13 protein-coding genes are annotated in these 19,136 nt (G+C 54.9%); 10 read left to right on the forward strand and 3 right to left on the reverse strand.

Annotated elements, in window-relative coordinates; all coding sequences use genetic code 11:
• Positions 1 to 30: 30 nt before the first annotated feature.
• Positions 31 to 840 (reverse strand): DeoR/GlpR family DNA-binding transcription regulator, encoded by an 810-nt coding sequence (locus ACR0AM_RS13450; RefSeq protein WP_480487502.1) that lies wholly within the window; start codon positions 838 to 840, stop codon positions 31 to 33.
• A 224-nt stretch (positions 841 to 1,064) separates the two neighbouring features.
• Here ACR0AM_RS13450 and ACR0AM_RS13455 point away from each other — a divergent pair, with 224 nt between their 5' ends.
• The 5 genes from ACR0AM_RS13455 to ACR0AM_RS13475 are packed head-to-tail and all read left to right on the forward strand — an operon-like array spanning position 1,065 to position 6,468.
• Positions 1,065 to 1,529 carry an NUDIX hydrolase gene (locus tag ACR0AM_RS13455; RefSeq protein ID WP_480519960.1) on the forward strand — a complete coding sequence of 155 codons (465 nt, stop codon included), beginning with the start codon at positions 1,065 to 1,067 and terminating at the stop codon, positions 1,527 to 1,529.
• 59 nt (positions 1,530 to 1,588) lie between these two features.
• On the forward strand, positions 1,589 to 2,614 hold the full coding sequence (locus ACR0AM_RS13460) for an ABC transporter substrate-binding protein (RefSeq protein ID WP_480623164.1): 1,026 nt from the start codon (positions 1,589 to 1,591) through the stop codon (positions 2,612 to 2,614).
• Positions 2,615 to 4,828: an ABC transporter permease gene (locus ACR0AM_RS13465; protein ID WP_480623165.1), complete on the forward strand. Its 2,214-nt coding sequence runs from the start codon at positions 2,615 to 2,617 to the stop codon at positions 4,826 to 4,828.
• Positions 4,829 to 4,839: 11 nt separating this feature from the next.
• Positions 4,840 to 5,901 (forward strand): ABC transporter ATP-binding protein, encoded by a 1,062-nt coding sequence (locus tag ACR0AM_RS13470; RefSeq protein ID WP_480554945.1) that lies wholly within the window; start codon positions 4,840 to 4,842, stop codon positions 5,899 to 5,901.
• Positions 5,902 to 6,468, forward strand: coding sequence for a histidine phosphatase family protein (locus ACR0AM_RS13475; protein WP_480519952.1), 567 nt, complete (start codon positions 5,902 to 5,904; stop codon positions 6,466 to 6,468).
• A gap of 3 nt (positions 6,469 to 6,471) precedes the next feature.
• Here ACR0AM_RS13475 and ACR0AM_RS13480 read toward each other — a convergent pair whose 3' ends face one another.
• Both ACR0AM_RS13480 and ACR0AM_RS13485 read right to left on the reverse strand, forming a co-directional pair.
• Positions 6,472 to 7,263, reverse strand: coding sequence for an inositol monophosphatase family protein (locus ACR0AM_RS13480; protein WP_480554943.1), 792 nt, complete (start codon positions 7,261 to 7,263; stop codon positions 6,472 to 6,474).
• A 93-nt stretch (positions 7,264 to 7,356) separates the two neighbouring features.
• The gene (locus ACR0AM_RS13485) at positions 7,357 to 9,405 is read right to left on the reverse strand and encodes a dockerin type I domain-containing protein (protein ID WP_480623166.1); all 2,049 of its coding nucleotides are present in this window, start codon (positions 9,403 to 9,405) and stop codon (positions 7,357 to 7,359) included.
• Between the two features lie 228 nt (positions 9,406 to 9,633).
• Here ACR0AM_RS13485 and ACR0AM_RS13490 point away from each other — a divergent pair, with 228 nt between their 5' ends.
• From ACR0AM_RS13490 to ACR0AM_RS13510, 5 genes are read left to right on the forward strand one after another with little or no spacing between them, the layout of a single operon-like run.
• A complete protein-coding gene (locus ACR0AM_RS13490) occupies positions 9,634 to 13,452 on the forward strand; it encodes an Ig-like domain-containing protein (RefSeq protein ID WP_480623167.1) in 3,819 nt (1,272 codons plus the stop codon).
• A 46-nt stretch (positions 13,453 to 13,498) separates the two neighbouring features.
• Positions 13,499 to 14,341 carry a SapC family protein gene (locus tag ACR0AM_RS13495; RefSeq protein ID WP_480623168.1) on the forward strand — a complete coding sequence of 281 codons (843 nt, stop codon included), beginning with the start codon at positions 13,499 to 13,501 and terminating at the stop codon, positions 14,339 to 14,341.
• The gene (locus tag ACR0AM_RS13500; protein WP_480623169.1) at positions 14,328 to 15,671 is read left to right on the forward strand and encodes a TolC family protein; all 1,344 of its coding nucleotides are present in this window, start codon (positions 14,328 to 14,330) and stop codon (positions 15,669 to 15,671) included. The genes ACR0AM_RS13495 and ACR0AM_RS13500 overlap by 14 nt, the downstream gene beginning before the upstream one ends.
• Positions 15,668 to 17,815, forward strand: coding sequence for a type I secretion system permease/ATPase (locus ACR0AM_RS13505; RefSeq protein ID WP_480623170.1), 2,148 nt, complete (start codon positions 15,668 to 15,670; stop codon positions 17,813 to 17,815). The genes ACR0AM_RS13500 and ACR0AM_RS13505 overlap by 4 nt, the downstream gene beginning before the upstream one ends.
• Positions 17,799 to 19,109: an HlyD family type I secretion periplasmic adaptor subunit gene (locus tag ACR0AM_RS13510; protein ID WP_480623171.1), complete on the forward strand. Its 1,311-nt coding sequence runs from the start codon at positions 17,799 to 17,801 to the stop codon at positions 19,107 to 19,109. Before ACR0AM_RS13505 ends, ACR0AM_RS13510 begins: the two co-directional genes overlap by 17 nt.
• Positions 19,110 to 19,136 lie beyond the last annotated feature (27 nt).

Raw genomic sequence — 19,136 nt, forward strand, 5'->3', positions numbered from 1 at the left:
CAGTCCGCTGTTCGTCATTCATATCAGTGTTTACGGGGCGACGAGAACATCAACCTCGGCACCGTTGATCGCGTTAAGCAACTCTCCTGTTGGTTTCGTGTCGGAAACTATGGAATCCAGTTTGGTCAGGTCTCCGACCTGAGACAGGCCTTTACGACCAAATTTCCCTGAATCGATTAAAAGATGTCGATTTGCTGCGCGCGTCAGCATCATTCTTTTGACAGCCGCAAAGCCGCGCACGGTTTCTGAAGGGCCTTCGACCGAAAAACCTGACGAGCCGATCATGCATCTGTCGACATTGAACCGAGACAGGAATTCCAGCGTTTCGGTTCCAATCGTCGCAGATTCGGTTGCCAGATATTCTCCTGGACAAAGCAAAACCTCGGCAGCCCCATGGCCGAGGGTCATTGCCACCGGAATAGAATTCGTAATCACTGTGCAAGGAGTGCCGAGATAGGCCAATGCACGGGCCATTTCGATTGTGGTCGAACCGGAATCGATCATGACCGTTTCACCATCGCGTACCAACCCCGCCGCGCTGATACCTATGCGTTCGCGTTCCTCAATCCGCGCGTTGGCTCGCTCGTCCAGACCTGGATAATGCCCTTGTGCCGGGGCAGATGCCCCTCCGTGCGCGCGTGCGATCAGGCCGTCATTCGAAAGGGCGTCAAAATCCCTGCGCACCGTCTCGTTAGAGACGTTGAAACGCTGGGCCAATTCATTGATGCGAACGTGCGGGCGAAGCTTCAACTCCAGCAGTATTTGCTGGCGCCGGTCGGATTTCTTTACCCTACCCCGACCCTTTTCAATCGTTTTGGCACGTATTTTCGTTTTGGACATCCAACAACCCAATCAGGTTTCAAGCCCCACCTTTGTGGGATTTCGGGCATAATGCAATAATTTTTGTTGCATAACCCTCAGTAGGTTGTGACAATTCGGAAGAGTCCAAAGCGCAAGGCAAGAATGTGTGAATTGAACCGTTTCAAAGTGAAAACCCAAGGACCACCATTAACGACTGAAGGTTATTCTGGGTGCGCTTTTGATACCGTGTCATTGAGGGCAGCATGAGCGACGGCAACATAACAGACCAGATTGCAGCACTTCCGATGCGCTGGGACAGGGATGGAAAGCTGCGTGTTCTGATGGTGACTTCGCGCGATACAGGACGGTGGGTCATCCCAAAAGGTTGGTTGATGGAAGGAAAGAAACCCTGGCATGCCGCCGAAATTGAAGCACTGGAAGAAGCAGGTGCAGTCGGGGCAATCTCGAAACAGCCAGTTGGTCATTTTTTCTATGACAAACGCTTTGAGGGCGCGAATAGCGTTCGTTGCCGCGTAACCCTCTATCCCATGGTCGTTGAAAAACTGAAACGGCGTTGGAAAGAACGGGACGAACGGACACGTCACTGGTTTTCACCAGGGAAAGCGGCAAAGCTGGTGGAAGAAAGAGATCTCTCAAGTATTCTGAAAAATCTGACGGGCAATCAGAACGCCCAGTCTGTCATTAACAAGCTTCGAAAAGCTGGATGAGAAAGCGCCTGACAAAACAAAAAATACTGGGCGCAAAATAACCAAAGGGAGGAATGATAATGAAAAAACTTACATCCACGGCCGTCGGGTCGCTGATTGCAATAGCCGCGTCTGTGTCGGCAGCGCAGGCAGACAAGCTGACACTCTATTGCTCCGCGCAGGAAGACTGGTGCCAACTCATGGCGCGTAGCTTCGAAGATGCGACGGGCATCGACGTCAACATGACGCGTAAGTCGTCAGGTGAAACTTTTGCTCAAATCCGTGCCGAAAGCTCAAACGCGAAAGGAGACGTGTGGTGGGGCGGCACGGGTGACCCGCATTTGCAGGCCGCTGAAGAGGGCCTGACAATGGAATACATGTCGCCAATGCGCGACCAGCTTCATGATTGGGCGATTTCCCAGGCCGAGAGTGCCGGAAACAGAACGATAGGTATCTATTCCGGCGCACTTGGGTATGGCTATAACGCAGACCTGCTGGCGGCCAACAACCTGCCTGAACCCGCCTGTTGGAAAGACCTGCTAAAGCCTGAATACAAGGGCCACGTTCAGATGGCCAACCCGAACTCGTCTGGTACGGCCTATACGACGCTGGCCTCGATGGTGCAGATCTTTGGCGAGGATGAAGGTTTTGAGTTCATGAAAGGCCTGCATTCGAATATCAACCAGTATACCAAATCCGGATCGGCACCAATCAAAGCAGCTGGTCGTGGCGAGAACACGATTGGCATCGTCTTCATGCATGATGCGGTAAAGCAGGCCGTATCGGGTTTCCCGATCAAGGTCGTCGCGCCGTGCGAGGGTACGGGATACGAAATTGGCTCGATGTCCATAATTGAAGGCGCCCGCAACGAGGAAGAGGCTAAGAAGTTCTATGACTGGGCACTGTCGCCCGAGGCGCAGAACCTTGCTCTTCAGGTCAGCGCGTTTCAGGTGCCATCGAACAAGAGCGCGGAAACATCGGAAAGCGCGCCTGACATGAGCCAGATCAAGCTGATTGACTATGACTTCAAAAAGTATGGTTCCTCAGACGAACGGAAACGTCTGTTGCAGAAATGGGACGAAGAGGTTTCGGTTCTGCCGCAGTAAATGACTGACCAGACTTCAAAAAAGACCCGCCCGGTTCTGATCTTTTGGGTCATCGCCGGGTGGGTCGGGTTTTGCCTGCTGCCGTGGTATATGGTCGACGGCGGCCTGTGGTCATTCGAATGGCTTTTTGACGGCTACCCGTTTGACGAAGATTATGCCCCCGCTGCATTCCTGATCGCACAGGGTGAGAAGCTTTGGCTTGCCCCGCTGTTGATCGCCCTGACCTTACCCCTTCTGGTGTTGAAACGAGCGAAATCTGACCCGCTCTATGCCCGTGTTCTGATCCTTTCCGGTGCACTCGGCTTCGGCTGGTTGATCGCACAGGGCTTCGGGATTGGCATCAGGGGTTTCAATTTCAATTGGTTGGCAGCCTATTTTGGTGAACTTGGCGATCGCCAGTTCGGCATGGGCTATGGTGCAATGATTTGCGCATCAAGCTTTCTGTTCTTGTTGACCCAAGGCATTGCGGCAAGAGGTGCCATCAACGGTGACGTCTTTGTTGTTAGTGCGATTGGCGGTGTGATTACCATCGTCACCGTCTTTGTCTTTTTTCCGATCGCCAAGATGCTGTTCGCTGCCTTCGTCACTGAAGATGGCGCATATTCCATTGCTGTCTTCTTTTCAAAGTTCTTTGATGCCCGGCTTTGGGGGTTGGGGTGTTTTTATGGTGCCAGGTGTGGCGCGGCATGGAACTCACTGTTTCTTGCCATCCTGGTTGGCTTCGTCACGACTGCCCTGGGTTTGTGCTTTGCACTGGTCGTGACCCGCTCGGGCTTTCGCTACAAACGCCTGTTGCGGGCTTTGACTGTTCTTCCGATCATCACCCCGCCATTTGTGATTGGGCTTGCGCTGATCCTGCTTTTTGGCCTGTCAGGCTCAGTCACACGGTTCGTCGCCGATCTGTTCGGCACGCAGCCAACGCGCTGGCTGTACGGAATGCCAGGTATATTCATCGCACAGGCCCTTGCGTTCACACCTATTGCATTCCTCGTTCTAATCGGCGTGGTGGAAGGCGTCTCGCCATCTATGGAGGAAGCGGCCCAGACTCTCCGCGCCAGCAGGTGGCAAACGTTCAGGACAGTGTCCCTGCCCCTGATGCGCCCCGGACTTGCCAATGCATTTCTTTTGGGCTTCATCGAAAGTATGGCCGACTTCGGAAACCCACTTGTTCTGGGTGGGAATTTCGACGTTCTATCGACTGAGATTTTCTTTGCCATCGTAGGGGCACAATACGACCAAGGACGGGCCGCCGTTCTGGCCATGGTATTGCTGTTTTTCACCCTTTCGGCCTTTTACGCACAGCGTGTTTGGCTGGGTAAGAAAAGCTATACAACCGTAACAGGCAAAGGCGACGCAGGCGTGCACCCTTTGATGCCGACAGGCCTTTCTGTTCCCGTGCTGGTATTCGCCCTTGGCTGGGCGGTGTTCACGATCATTGTCTATGCAATGATCATCTACGGCAGTGTGGTCGAGCTTTGGGGTGTCAATAACTCCCTGACCCTAAAGCACTACGTCACTGCATTCTCTGTACGATTTGAAGAAGAGGGCATTCGTTGGACCGGCGCCGCTTGGGACAGCTTCTGGACCACCATAACCATTGCGGCAATTGCTGCACCTCTGACGGCGGCGGTTGGGCTGGTAACGGCTTACCTGTTGACCCGGCAGAACTTTGCAGGAAAGAACGCTTTCGAGTTTGGAACCATGCTGTCCTTTGCTATCCCCGGTACGGTGATTGGTGTCAGCTATATTCTTGCCTTCAACGTTCCGCCAATCGAAATAACCGGCACAGGCGTTATCCTTGTTATCAGCTTCATATTCCGCAACATGCCGGTTGGGGTCCGTGCGGGCATCGCCAGCATGTCGCAACTTGACCGCAGTCTTGATGAATCGTCGCTGACCCTTGGTGCAAACTCGTGGCAGACATTTCGTCGTATCATTCTGCCGCTGCTACGCCCCGCGATACTGGCCGCACTTGTTTACAGTTTTGTTCGCGCGATGACGGCGATCTCGGCTGTGATCTTTCTGGTCAGTGCCGAATACGACATGGCAACCAGCTATATTATCGGGCGGGTCGAGAATAACGACTATGGTCTAGCCATTGCGTATTCGACGACGCTGATCTTCGTGATGCTGGCAGTTGTTGCGTTGATGCAGCTGATCGTTGGTCGCACTCAGATCGGGCGTCGAATGACGCAGTCACGCACCAATGTTTAGGAGATTTTGACATGAGCCTGCAATCCAAGGCCGCGCCGGTACGGTTCGAGAACGTGTCGAAAGTGTTCGGCAAAAACGTTGTGGCTGTTGATAACATTAACCTTCATGTCGAAGCGGGAAAACTGGTCACGCTGCTTGGTCCGTCAGGCTGTGGGAAAACAACGACGTTGCGCATGATCGCCGGGTTAGAAATGGCAAGCTCTGGCAAGATTATGATTGGCGACCGGGACGTCACCAAACTGCCCGCAACAGATCGCGACGTATCAATGGTGTTTCAATCATACGCGCTGTTTCCCCACATGAGCGTGCTGGAGAACGTGATGTACGGCCTCACATTCTCGGGCTTTGCCAAGGATGAGGCTCGCAGCCGCGCCTTGCATGGCTTGCAATTGGTAGGGCTCAAGGGGTTCGACAATCGCCTTCCCTCCGAACTCTCGGGTGGTCAGCAACAACGTGTCGCCGTCGCGCGAGCGCTGGTTCTTGAACCACAGGTTCTGCTGTTTGACGAGCCGCTATCCAACCTTGATGCCAAGCTGCGACGCCAGGTGCGCGAGGATATCCGGGCCATTCAGCAAGACCTTGGATTGACGGTTGTCTATGTCACCCACGATCAGGAAGAGGCCCTGGCCGTCTCGGACGAGATTGTTGTGATGCGGAACGCCGCGATCGCTCAGATGGGTACACCTCGCGAGCTTTATGATGCCCCGAATGACCGGTTTGTTGCCGATTTCATAGGCGAGGCAAACCTGCTCAACTGTCAAATCATTGCAACTGACGGAGATATTGCAACGATCGAGATCGAAGGATACCGTCACACTCTGCCGCGTCGGGGTTTGACCAATGGGGCCGCGACCATCGCTGTACGACCCTCGCGCCTTGTGATTGGTTCTGATGACGGCATCGCCGCTACAGTGGCCAAGGCAACCTATGTTGGCGTGCGGATGGAATACACGCTGACCGGCGCATTTGGTCAGGTTTTTGCGGTCCACGACGATGTTGATGCACCGCTTGCACCGGGTACCGAAATCAGGATGGGGTTTGCGGGCAAAGGACCGGTACTTCTGCCTGACTAGATGCCGAATTTACTGATCATCACTCACCCCGAGGTCGTTATTGATCCGGATACCCCCATTACGGAATGGGGTCTGAGCACGACAGGTCGCTGGCGCGCCGCATCCTTTGCCGCCAGTGAAGCTATGGCCAATGTCAGCCATATCTGGGCCAGCAGCGAACGAAAGGCTCGCGACACTGGTGAGATTCTGGCTGCGCCCTTGGGGTTGCCCTTATATTTCCACCCGGATCTTGGCGAGAATGATCGGAGTGCCACAGGTTTCCTGCCACGGGAAAAGTTCGAGGCGGCCGCCGACGCATTCTTTGCCCAGCCGGACATTAGCTTTCGCGGTTGGGAAACTGCGGCCGATGCTCAGAGGCGCATTCGTCGTGCAGTGTCGGAGATCATTCGTGCCCATGGAGCCGGAGACCTCGCAATCGTTACACATGGCGCGGTCGGTACATTGTTGTGGTGTGAACTTTCTGGAAATCCGATTAACCGCCAGTACGATCAACCGTCACAAGGCCATTATTGGCAGGCAAGCCTGACAAATCTACGACCTTATTCCACTTGGTTATCAATGGCCTAGACGTTAAGCACCCCAAGCGTTCTCTGCGATCTCCAGCAAGCTTTCAAATACATCTGGCGTTCCGACGATCACACGCCCACCGTCGCGGATCATCGCGTCGGCGTCTTGATCTTCGACAACACCACCCGCTTCCGTAACCAACAATTGCCCAGCCAGACAATCCCAAGCGTTCATGTGTTCTTCCACATAACCCAGAAGTCGCCCGGCTGCGACATAGGCCAATGACAATGCACCACTGGCGTTTCTGTGAAACATGGAACCGCGCTCGATCAGCGCTGCGACCACCGGCACGACGTGGCGAGTTTCGATCCGGTTCGAATACCCCACAGAAACCGTCCCGTCCTGAAGAGCAACCCCAGAGGCCACGTGTATCGGTGAACCGTTCAGTGTCGCACCCTCTCCACGTGTTGCCACAAAGGTTTCGTCCATATTCGGATCCCGGATCACACCGACCGCAGTGCGCCCTTCGGTGACACCGGCCAGAACAATCGTCCATACCGGTATGCCATTGACGAAATTCGTAGTTCCATCAATTGGATCAATCACCCAGTCAAACCCGCTCTCACCGGTGGCAGCGCCGTGTTCTTCGCCAAATATCCCGTCTTGCGGCCAGGCATCCATGATCTTTTGGCGAATGAAGGTTTCGACGTTTTTGTCCGCCTCGCTCACCCAGTCCTGAGCACCTTTTTGATCGATGACCAGATTACTCCTGTCCAAGAAGTATTTCTCTGCAATCACCCCAGCTTCTTCACAGACCGCGATGGCAAAATCTCTGCGTTCCGAAAGACGATTCATGGCCTGTCCTTTTGTGTTTGTGTATCTAGGGCCAACATTGCGGTCCAAGCGGAAGGCTTGCAATGACTGAGTTGCAGCACCGTTCAAATCAATTCATGCCGCTTCGAGGTTGCCGAGCAATATGGACGTCATATCGGCGGTTATCACCCCGTCTATGGCAACAACATCCATTCCAGTCTGATAATCAACGTTGCTTTTTGTAATTCCCGACAAGTCCGCATCTGAATCCAAAAAGACCCATTGAGGTTCATGCGCAGTGGTTTGCCCAACGGCCACCTGCAAGATCGCCAGTGCATCCAGGGCATTGATGGTTCCATCTTGATTGATATCCGCCGCGATCAAGTTCTCCGCATCGGCAGGTCCCCATGTCGGATCGAGGCCAACCGAAATGCGTAACACTTGCAAGGCATCCAGGGCGTCGATCTCTTTGCTCGCCGTTGAATAATGTTTGACGACGTCCAGTCTTCCGGGGAAAGTGCCATCCGGAAGGTCCAAATCAAATTGCCCCTGATCGTCAGCCGTGACAGATACCGTGCCACCACCGTCAGGAGTGAACTTGATCTCTGCATCCGACAATCCGGGATTTGCAGATTGGCTGTCCACAGTGATTGGCCCAAGCACGCCATCCGAACTGTCGGGCGTCAAACCGCCGAAATCACCGAAATCAACCGGAATGTGATCGGGGCCTTCAAACCCGGCCCCGAAAATATCGGTACTGGTCAGCGTTCCACCCGAAGCAGACTGAACCTGCACCACCTCGCCCCGATACTCTATCCGCGCCCCTTGAGTGGTGCTAGTAAAGGTCAGTTGCTGAGGGGACCGCAACAGCAAATAGTCGAACATGTCCAGACGGTCTACACCCGGTTGAAAATCCGTGATCGTGGTCAGACCGCTGCCCGACTGCATCACGAAAATGTCGGCCCCTGCCCCACCTGACATAGTCGTAGTACCTGTTCCGGCAATCAGTATGTCATCGCCATCTCCGCCAATCAAGGTTGTATCCAGAATACTGCCGCTCAGCATGTCGTCTGAGGTTGTCCCCGACACTGTTCCAAACCCTTTGTCCACGATCCCCAGATCATCGACAGGAACCGAAATAACAGTGACTCCAGCGTCTTGTTCCGACGTAACCAGAATCTGCAACTCATTGCCGACATGTGCAATGCTCAGCGATTCGACATTCTGCAATCCACTAGTCAAAGTGTCGGCGAAACTGTCCAGATAGACCAGCTGGCCTTCCGGTGTCAGCGTGAACAATGTAAGCCCATCGTCGCCGCCACCCACCACGACGAATACGCGCCCGTTGATGTCCACGACCTCAAGGTCCTGCACGGATTCAAAGCGGGTCGTGAGCGAATCCAGAATATGGTCTGTGGCGCTCAGGCTGCCGTCAGCGTTAAATTGAAGCACGCTGAGCGAGTTGCTGCCTGCACCCGCCACGATTACCCAGGACTTGCCGTAGGCTTCGGTCGTTTCGATGGCTGTCGGGTTAGAGATTCCAAGGGTTCCGAGGGCCGAACTGTTGTCAATCTCGGTCAACTGACCCGAAATGCTGTCGACCCGATAAGTTGAGACTGTATTGCTGGCCGCATCACTTGAGATCAGGAAATGGTCTGTTCCTGCGCGCAACGTCTGCATCGCGCCACTAAAGCCTGCAACAAGGCCAGCAAGGCTCAGCGTTCCGTCTGGATTAACAAGATATGTCCCAATTTGACCCGTTTCTTCATGAGCCATTGCTAGAACATCCATGGGTCCGATCGACACTTGAACAATGGCCGAGATATCTCCGCCTCCTGTCAGAGATCCGGTTTCCGTAAGGGTGTCCAGGGTACCATCCGGGTTTAGGTCATATCCGACCAACCCGACCGCCATATTCACATCCAGTACAAGTTGTTCGGTTCCCGCCAGCGCTATTGGTGTGCCACTGCGACCAACGTGAAACGTGATTGTGCCGCTGTAATATTCCGTGTCGACCAGTTGAGGCATCGCGCCCTCGACCAGCCTCCAGACCGCGACGCCGCCGCCCGGTCCGGTGACGGTATAAAGATACGTGGTTCCGTTAAACGTTTTTAAAGCCGTATCGCCGATACCTGAATCGAGCGCCGCGCTCCCCGTTGCCACCACACCTTCGAATTGAAGCATCTCAGCCACACCTCCTGCGCCACCCCTGGCCTTGACCAAAAGATGACCTGATGCACGGACCGAAACAAAAGCGGAATTGTGGTGAAAACGAGAAGTTCGGTTTCAGATTAACTCAATTTTTCACTTTCGATCGCAACAGTAACCAGTGGGAAAGACAGATGGACCAGCCGTTATCAGCGCGACATGTCTTCCTTTTCGGTGATCGCGGAAACCACATGTGAGGGTAAGATGACCAAAGCACCAGAGTTCAACAACCGTCCGGCGGCTGAACCTTCGGAAACGGACCGCAAGCAACACATTCGTAAGTGGATCGATGGAAAACTTGGTCGCTGGGCAGGGCGCGGCGCTGCCGGTGGGTTGATTTCAACTTTGATGGCCTTGCCCGCGTTATCACAAGCCACAATTGAAGAACTGTATGCTTTTCAATTCGCGGAAACCATTCCAGGCGTTCGCTCTGTCAAGTTGTTGAAGAATGGCGATGTTCTTCTAAAAATGGCCGATGGCCGCACAATGATTGTGGCGGCTGAAAACGTCCAGATCCTGGACAGCGGTGCCATCATGATCGCTGAGAATGTGGTTCAGGAGATTGCCCAGTTCAGCGCTGTGGAAGCAGGCGCGTCCGCAGGCGGCATCAGTGGGGCCGGCGCGGCGTTGGGCGGATTGGGTCTGGCCGGGGCGGCTGCGGCCGCAGGAGGTGGCGGCGGTGGCGGTGAAGACAGCCCCGTCGTATCCGAACCCATGCCGACATACACAAGCCTCAACCTCGCAGAGCTGCAATCCACTGCACTGAACAATGTCAGCACCAACGCCATCGCTCCCGAAGGGACTGCGACTATCGAAGTCACAATAGGGTCACTGGTCAAAACCGTGACACCCAACCCCGATGGCAGTTGGAGCATCTCTCTGACAGCCGCCGAGGCCAGCGCGCTTCCACAGGGGGTGTCGACGGTGACCATCAGGAACCTGGATGGGTCGGGGGCTGAGCTGTCGACACAATCCGTTCAGTTTGACATCGATACGGTCCCGCCAAGCCTGTCAATCACCGGATTTTCTGACGGGCCGGTACTCAACCTGGCCGAACAGGCCACCGACCTGACGGTCACCGGTGTAACTGATGCTGAAGACGGGCAAATCGTAACGGTTTTACTGAACGGGCAAAGCTATTCCGGTACGGTTTCCGGTGGACAGTGGAGCGTAACCGTCCCGGCGGCTGACCTTAGCGCCTTGCCTGACGGCGCAATCGTAAATGTAACGGCAGACGTGACTGACGCGGCTGGAAACCCGGCCGCACAGGCCAGCGGAAGCTTTGATACGGATTTCACCGCGCCAAGTGTTTCTCTGGATCCAGTTGCGGGTGGATCAATTGACCTGATTGATGTGGCTGGTGACTTAACCTTAACGGGTTCCACCACGGCCGAAGACGGGCAAACCATCATCGTCACGTTCGACGGTCAGGTGTACACTGGTGCTGCGACAGGCGGAAACTGGACTGTCAGGATCCCCAATTCCGACCTCGGCAGTCTATCCACCGGAACACCTGCTGCAGTTGTTGTGGCGGTCGAGGATATCGCTGGCAACCCGGCCGCGCCGATTCTTGTTACTGTACCTGTGGACCTGACCGGTCCCTCAATTTCGATATCTCCGCTTTCCGTCGGCGCAGTTCTCAACGCCGCTGAAGCCGCGGCAAGCTTGGCTATCAGCGGGACAACCGCCAATGTCGAAGATGGCCAGCAAGTCACCGTCAGACTGGATGGTCAAACATATACCTCGACAGTGACGGGCGGAACATGGACTGTTACTGTCTCAGCCGGTGATCTGGCATCTTTGGCCGACGGAGGCAGCTTTCAGATCACCGCAGATGTCAGCGACGCAAACGGGCTGACAGCCCCTCAGGCTGATGTGACACTTTCGAAGGACGTCACAGGACCGACCCTCAGCATCGACACGTTCTCGACCGGCGCATTCATGAATGCTGCCGAACAGGCGGTGGACCTGACAATATCGGGCGCAACGTCGGCCGAAGATGGCCAAGTCGTGACCGTCACTTTGAACGGTCAATCGTACACTGCTACACCCACCGGAGGGTCTTGGAGCACAGTTGTCCCCGCTGCCGACCTTGCGGCTCTCTCTGATGCCGCCAACGTGATGGTCACGGCTGATGTCTCCGACGCCGCAGGAAATCCGGCGTCACAGGCCAGCAACAGTTTCACGACCGATTTCACACCCCCTACCCTGAGAATAACCGGTATTTCTGACGGCACTGTCATGAACGCTGCTGAGCAAGGTACCGACCTGATTGTCTCGGGAACCTCAGACGCTCAGGATGGAACGGTCATTACCGTTGAGGTCGCACGCGCAGATGGAACAGTAGATATAAGCGGTACCGCAACGGTAACCGGTGGTGTCTGGACCTACACAGCCACATCGGCGGAGCTATCAGGGCTCCAGGATGCGAACACCTACCACGTCACGGCTTCTGTTTCCGACGCGGCTGGGAATGGCAACCAAACCTCGACAAGTTTTACAACCGATTTTACGGCGCCAGCAATCACGATCGACAGCTTGCCGGTTGGCTCCGTATTGGATGTAACGGAACAAGCTACAGACCTGACAATTTCAGGCACGACGACCTCCGAAGATGGCCAAACAGTGTCTGTCACGTTTGGCGGCCAAACCTATACCGGTATTGCATCGAGCGGAACCTGGGCGATCACTGTGCCAGCCAGCGACCTAGGCGCGCTGTCCGACGGAACAAACCACACCATCACCGCAGCAGTTGACGATATCGCCGGCAACAGCTCGGTTGCAGCAAGCAGTTCGGTAACGACGGACTTTCGGCCTGTTCTGATGCTAGACGATATCGGCGTAAACAACGCGGTGGCCCTTGCCGACGCCAAGGTGTCAGGCATTACTGTCAGCGGTTCCTCTGCCGGGCTTTCAAACGGCCAGGTCGTGGATGTCTTGCTGAACGGCAGTTCCGTCGGTAGCGCGACAGTAACCGCGGACGGATCCTGGACACTGGCTGTTGCGTCGTCAGATTTCGCCGCCATAGAGGCTGGGGATGATCTTATTTTCTCTGCCCAGGCAACTGTTGCAGGGGGACCAGATCCCTTTCCTGTATCGGATCAGGCGGTTGCTCATGAGCCAGCTGCCTACGTGATCTCTGAAGTCGGGCGCAGTGGGTCAACCGTAACGTTTGCCATTTATGCCGATGCAAATCGTGACATCTCTGGTGGCCTGGCTTTTACAGCGGAGCTTGAGTTCGACTCAGCCGTTGCCACATTCGACATTGGATCAGACACGGAACACAGCGCGTTTGATTTGTTCCTGGCAAACCCAGGCACAGGTGACATCATCAACTTCGCTGGGGCGGCGACTGTTTTTTCTGATTTGTCCCAACCTCTTGTCACCTTCACGATGACAGTACAGGACGCTGCTCAACCCATTGAGTTAACGATAAAATCACCTGAAGGTGGCCCTGTTGCAATTCAGTTTGGCACCAATGGCAATGACATCCTAACCGCGGCAAACACGGATACAATCATTCGTGGCGGTGGTGGCGATGATAGTATTGACATCACCGAAGCTGGGCGGGACGTCGTTGTCTTTGAAGCCGACCCTAATAACAATGGCGTAGACAGCATAACCGGTTTCACAATTGGGTCTGCAGCAGAAGTAACCGACGCCCTAATGTTCAGCGGACTGAATGTCGCTACGCTCCGCGGTGATGGTACGGGTTTCGAACTGCTTTCTGTCGGTGGCACATTGGGCATAGATACTGGATTTGTAGGCCTCGATACCGTTCTTGCAGACCTCAATGCCGTTACACTCGAAACGGCTGTAGAAAGCCTTGCCGGGGCATCTACAGGTGACGAGCTTTATGTGATGGCAACGGACGGAACGGACAGTGTTCTGATCAAAGTTGATTTCGTGACACCTGGCGACGCCAACGTCGAAACCCTCGCCACTTTCCATGGTTTGGGCGATCTCAGCGGCTTGACCGCGGACAACATCATACACACCGACCCAACCGGCGCGACCGCCTGACGCGGCTTCGAAACAAATTGGCGCCCATCATTTTCCTGAGGCAGTTATGGCACAGAATGGCTTAACCCCAATCACACGACTACGACATGGTCATCGGTTCTGGAAACGTTATACGTCGTTCGAATTCGCGCGCGATATGGTCGACTGCCCGGTGGCAGAGGCAGAGATCCTTCAGGCAGCAGCCACTTTTCCAATCGCATTTCGGAAATCCGACCGGGGATTTTACCCCGTCGCAATCTTATCGATGACACCAGACAAACCGACGCCATTCGTGTCAGCGGAAGGGGATTGGCGTGCAAGCTATGTTCCTTCTGCACTGCGATGTGCACCGTTTCAATTCCTGCCACCTGAACTTCACGATAAAATCGGTGAGGGGGAGTTTGACTTACTTGTCAACGAAAGCTTGGACTTGGTTACCGACAACCCCGAAGATGAGCCGTTCTTTGACAAAACCGGAGAGCTGGGGCTGGAACTGAAAAAAGTCCAAGCGTTCTTTCGCACTCTTACAGCATCACTGGAGAACACATATCGGTTGTGCCGTACGATAGCCGGTATGGGGCTTTTTTCTCCGCTCGCTTGCGCACAAACGGACGAAAGCCTCGACGGTTACTTTGGTGTCAATCTGGTTGCCTTGCGGCAAGTTCCTTCAGCGCATCTGTCATTGCTCGCCATGAACGGAGGCCTGCGCCTCATACATGCCCACCAAGTATCCTGGACCCATTTTTCGTGGCTAACGACCGCTCAATTGCGCGCCGAACAAATGGCTGAAAGGTCGTCGCCAAGCGTACGATCTGATGCTTCAGATTTTCTAGAAGCGCTGGCCGCCGCCCAACAAAAAGAATGCCTGCTGAACCATCGGTGGCAGGAGGGTCAGTATGCGATTAAATAAGTATTCACCGCATCTTGTCACGCTCAGTCTGCTTTTGGTCTCGATTTCCGCCTGCACCCGCCCGCCCGATTTGACGCCAGTTGCGATGTCCTTTGCAGCCCAAACGGCCGGTGCCAGGGCAACAAAACCATCAGAAACACTCAGCCACAGCGCCTTCGGGCAGCGGGTGAAAAAGGCGGTCGAGAACAGCCCCAACCTGGCGCAAGTCAAATCCAGAATGGGCATCGCGAAAGCCAAACAAGACGCAGCTGAAGGCGCTTTTCTCCCGGAGGTTTCGCTGGGGCTAAACGCACGATCTGAAAGGATTGCCTCAGATGTAGCGGATGTATCGCCGTATGTGAGGGTCTCACAATTGGTCTATGACGGCGGGGCGTCCTCTGGGGATCTGACCGCTGCGCGGGCACGTGTCTTGGAAAGCAGAGGCGATCAGATTCAAACAGCCTCATCCACTGCTCTCGCAGCTATCGAGACCTATGTACTTGTCCTCGATCAACGAAAGATTCGAAGCATCGCAGCACAGAATGTTCGGACACATGAAGAGCTTGTTCGCCAGATAACCGACCGAACAGAAAACGGTGTCGGTTCGAGTGCCGACGTCCTGGCAGCCCGGTCGCGCATGTCCGATGCGCGCACAAAGCTGGCTGATGCGCATGCGCGAACAGACCGCGCCGAAGCGCGATTCCGCGAGGTATTCGGGGATGAGCCCGGCGCTCTTTCTGCACCAGTTCCGGCACCTGGACTGGAAAGAAGTGACATGCAGATCATAATGAACAGCCCTCAGGTTCGGCGGTCCGATGCAAGCCTGCTTGCTGCCAAGGCAGAATGGTCCGCAGCGCAAGCGCGTCGCAGCCCTGATGTCAGGGTCGCCGCATTCGCGAACCAGAATAACAATCGTGACGCGAACTTTGGAGTTGATTTTTCTTTCAATTACGAGCTGGACAGCACCGGCCAGCGCCGCGCTGCAATAGCAGCGGCGGAATCGCTGGTCAAAGAGACCGAGTTTGCGCGCGAGCAGCTTATCCGCGAAATAACGCGAGAATTGGGTTTTATCCGTTCGGATCAAAAAGCGGGTGCCGATCGGTTACGAGAAGCCCGGATTGCCGTGGAGGCTAACGCAGAAAATGTCGCTGCTTCCCGCGAACAATTTTCGATCGGTCGTCGTAGCCTCATTGAAATTCTGGATGCGCAGCGGGACTACGTTAATGCTCAGGAACGTTTGATCCTTGCGGAACAGAGCTACTTTCTGACCAATTATGCAGCCCTAAGCCTGACCGGGGACATACTCGACCTGCTCGGGGTTTCATTGGGCGACTGGGGCAATACGCAATGAACGCATCCGACCCTGCCCCCAATGCCTCTCTACTTACACCGTTTGAAGCCTGTCTGTTGAACATCTCGTCGGCACTTGAACGGCCATTGAGTCTCGCGGCGCTGCACGCGGCGCAAACTGGCACAGATGGGGATTTGACAATACGGGACATTCTCACCCTCGCGCAAAAGGCGGGCATCCAGGCGGGGTATGGGGCAAAGCGCCTTTCCGACTTGGATAACAATCTGACACCTACCCTGTTGCTGTTGGCAGAGGGTAAAGCCGTTGTCTTTCACGGACGAAGGCAGAAGGGTACTTTATTGGTTTTCGACCCAGAGCTAGGCGAAGGTGTCGGTGAGATTTCCGAAGACAGGCTGGCAACCTGCTATACCGGTTATGCAATCCTGTTCCGGCGCCATCACGACGGCGAAGCATTGGGGGTGCCCGGTTCACATGGCGGTCACTGGTTCTGGAACGCACTAACCGCAAACCGGTGGTCATACATTCAGGTCGCGCTAGCAGCGGCGCTGGCAAATCTTCTTGGTTTGTCCACGTCCGTATTCATCATGGTGGTCTATGACCGGGTATTGCCCAACGAAGCAACGGAGTCGCTGATCGCTTTGACCGTGGGTGTGGGGTTGGCACTGTGTTTTGACTTTGCCCTCAAGTTGCTGCGGGCGGGATTTATCGACAAGGCTGGGCAGAAAGCCGACTTGTTGATGGGCCGGCGCATTTTCGACCAGTTGCTGAACATCCAGATGAAATCGCGCACGGGGTCTACCGGTGCCATGACCAGCACCATTCGCGAATTTGAAACTCTGCGAGAGTTCTTTACATCCGCGACGCTGGTGGCCGTTGTCGACCTGCCGTTCATTGGATTGTTTATCCTGGCGATCTTTCTGGTAGGCGGACAACTGGCTTTGATCCCTGCACTGGCCGTACCGGTGGTGCTCCTGACAGGTTTGGCGGTGCAACCAATTTTATCAAGGATGGCGGAACGAAGCTTGTCCGACGGGCAGTCCAAGCAATCAGTTCTGGTTGAGGCTGTCTCGGGACTTGAAACCATTAAAACAACGGCAGCAGGCCGAAAAATGCGCGCACGATGGGAACAGGCCATCGAACAGCAATCAGCGCATGGTGCACGAAGCCGGACTGTCACGCAATTTGCCCTGAACCTGACCGGTTTCACCCAACAGGCCGCGCAAGTGCTTGTTGTATTTCTTGGTGTTTTTCTGATCACTGACGGGCAGGCCAGCATGGGTGCCCTGGTCGCTTCGGTAATGTTGACTGGACGGGCGTTGGCCCCTCTGGGTCAACTGGCGCAGACTTTGACGCGCGTAAACCAGGCCAGATGCGCCTATCGCAACCTCAATGCGCTAATGCACGCAGAAAGCGAACGCCCGGAGGGGCGCACATGGCTGACCCGATCTGATTTCAAAGGGGCAATTGCCGTCAATAACGTGCATTTCTCGTATTCTGACCAAGGCGAGGATACCCTGCATGGTGTCTCATTCACCATCAAACCCGGTGAGAAAGTTGCAATTCTCGGTCAAATCGGATGCGGGAAAAGCACGATTGCGCGCTTGCTATTGGGGCTTTACACGCCGCGAGTGGGCTCGGTCATGATTGATGGATTAGACATACGTCAGATCGACCCGGGTGACTTGCGACGCAATATCGGATCCGTTCTGCAGGATGTCTGGCTTTTTTCGGGGTCTGTCAGGGACAATATCGCAAGTGGAGCAGTCCGGCCTAGAGATTGCGATATAGTCGAAGCCGGTCGTATTGCCGGTGTCGAAGAATTCGTGAACAGCCATCCGTCGGGCTATGACCTTCAACTCGCGGAACGCGGTGAGGGGCTTTCCGGGGGTCAACGGCAAGCAATCGCACTTGCAAGGGCACTTGTCGGGCGTCCTCCGGTTTTGCTTTTTGATGAGCCAACCAGTGCGATGGACGTCAAAACCGAAGCCCAACTGGTTCAACGCCTGAGTACGTCAACCTCCGGATCAACCCTGGTCATTGTAACGCACAGAACCAGCCTGCTGGAGCTTGTGGACAGGGTTATCGTTCTGGAAAACGGAAAAATCGCAGCTGATGGACCCAAGAGCTTGCTGACGCAGCACATGCGCCAGAAAGGGAGGCACTTGAATGTCGCAGCATCCTGATCTGGCGAAGTTGGCGCGCGAAATGCAGGGGCGCTCCCCCGTTCGTGGTTCATTGCTCTTGCTGTTGATCCTGTCCTGTATTGTCTCGGCCGGGTTGTGGGCGCATTTGACCGAGTTGGATGACGTAACGCGCGTCAATGGGCGGATCGTGCCTTCGGGCAACATACAGGTGATCGATGCCACCGAGCCCGGCGTGTTGCGGTCGCTTCATGTGCGCGAAGGCCAGTTGGTCGACAAAGGGGCATTGTTGATGGAACTGGACGCCACACAAATCGACAGCCAACTTAGCCAGGAACAACAGCGCGCTTTCGGGCTGCAAGCCCGTGCACAACGTCTGCAGGCAGAAATTGATGGAACACAATTAAGTTTCGATGCGCAGCTGATCGAAGGTGCACCCAGTGTCGTGCGTTCGGAAACTGCATTGTATCAGGGTCGGCAAGCAGAGCTGGCGGCAGAAATCGCAATTTTGGAACGTCAGCGTGAACAAAAGCAGCGAGAACACGAAGAAGGTTTAGTGGATCAGGTGACGGCAGAAGAAACCCTAAATGTACTTGGGGAGGAGCGTGCGATCATTGCTCCGCTTGTTGAGCGGCAAATGGAACCTGCGACAACATTGCTGGCGTTGCGGCGCAGCGAGGCTGATTGGCGCGGTCGCAAGGTCCGGGCCGAAGCCGTGACCAACAGGTTGCAAACTGGTTTGGATGAAATCGATGATCGGATTCTGGCTGCTCATAGCCGATTTCGAAGTGCGGCGCTTACTGAATTGGCAATTGCAACTGCGGAACTGGCGGCCTTGCAACCAGCCTTGCCTGCCCTACGCGACCGCGCTGCACGAGCGCAGGTTCGCTCTCCGGTTCGCGGTATCGTCAATCGCATCCACCGAACCACCATTGGAGGTTTGGCGCGAAGTGGCGAAGACCTTGTCGAGATTGTTCCCCTGGACGACACACTATTGGTCGAGGCTTACGTAAAGCCCGAAGATATTGCATTTTTACGTGCTGGACAGCCCGTAAAGGTAAAGATCACGGCTTATGATTTTGCGCGATACGGGGCGCTGGATGGTGAAATCCTACGGATTGGCGCCGATACCGTCAAACGTTCAGAGCGGAACGACGAAGAGGTGTTCGTTGTGGAAATTCGCACGAGCGACACAATGCTCGATGGAAATGGTGTCGCGGTGGAAATCATACCCGGCATGATCGCAGAGGTTGACATTTTGTCAGGTCGAAAATCCGTATTGGAGTATCTGCTGGAACCTGTCGTGAAGATAAAAGATCAAGCTTTGCGTGAGTAAGTGCAAAATAGTTGTTTTTCCGACGCT

The organism is Ruegeria sp. AD9 (genome assembly GCF_056542305.1).

Excerpts from the sequence above, each read along its gene's own strand:
- ACR0AM_RS13505 (WP_480623170.1), top strand. The coding sequence starts at position 15,668 with ATGAACGCATCCGACCCTGCCCCCAATGCCTCTCTACTTACACCGTTT.
- ACR0AM_RS13465 (WP_480623165.1), top strand. The coding sequence starts at position 2,615 with ATGACTGACCAGACTTCAAAAAAGACCCGCCCGGTTCTGATCTTTTGG.
- ACR0AM_RS13470 (WP_480554945.1), top strand. The coding sequence starts at position 4,840 with ATGAGCCTGCAATCCAAGGCCGCGCCGGTACGGTTCGAGAACGTGTCG.
- ACR0AM_RS13510 (WP_480623171.1), top strand. The coding sequence starts at position 17,799 with ATGTCGCAGCATCCTGATCTGGCGAAGTTGGCGCGCGAAATGCAGGGG.
- ACR0AM_RS13495 (WP_480623168.1), top strand. The coding sequence starts at position 13,499 with ATGGCACAGAATGGCTTAACCCCAATCACACGACTACGACATGGTCAT.
- ACR0AM_RS13485 (WP_480623166.1), bottom strand. The coding sequence starts at position 9,405 with ATGCTTCAATTCGAAGGTGTGGTGGCAACGGGGAGCGCGGCGCTCGAT.
- ACR0AM_RS13460 (WP_480623164.1), top strand. The coding sequence starts at position 1,589 with ATGAAAAAACTTACATCCACGGCCGTCGGGTCGCTGATTGCAATAGCC.
- ACR0AM_RS13500 (WP_480623169.1), top strand. The coding sequence starts at position 14,328 with ATGCGATTAAATAAGTATTCACCGCATCTTGTCACGCTCAGTCTGCTT.
- ACR0AM_RS13450 (WP_480487502.1), bottom strand. The coding sequence starts at position 840 with ATGTCCAAAACGAAAATACGTGCCAAAACGATTGAAAAGGGTCGGGGT.
- ACR0AM_RS13490 (WP_480623167.1), top strand. The coding sequence starts at position 9,634 with ATGACCAAAGCACCAGAGTTCAACAACCGTCCGGCGGCTGAACCTTCG.
- ACR0AM_RS13475 (WP_480519952.1), top strand. The coding sequence starts at position 5,902 with ATGCCGAATTTACTGATCATCACTCACCCCGAGGTCGTTATTGATCCG.
- ACR0AM_RS13480 (WP_480554943.1), bottom strand. The coding sequence starts at position 7,263 with ATGAATCGTCTTTCGGAACGCAGAGATTTTGCCATCGCGGTCTGTGAA.
- ACR0AM_RS13455 (WP_480519960.1), top strand. The coding sequence starts at position 1,065 with ATGAGCGACGGCAACATAACAGACCAGATTGCAGCACTTCCGATGCGC.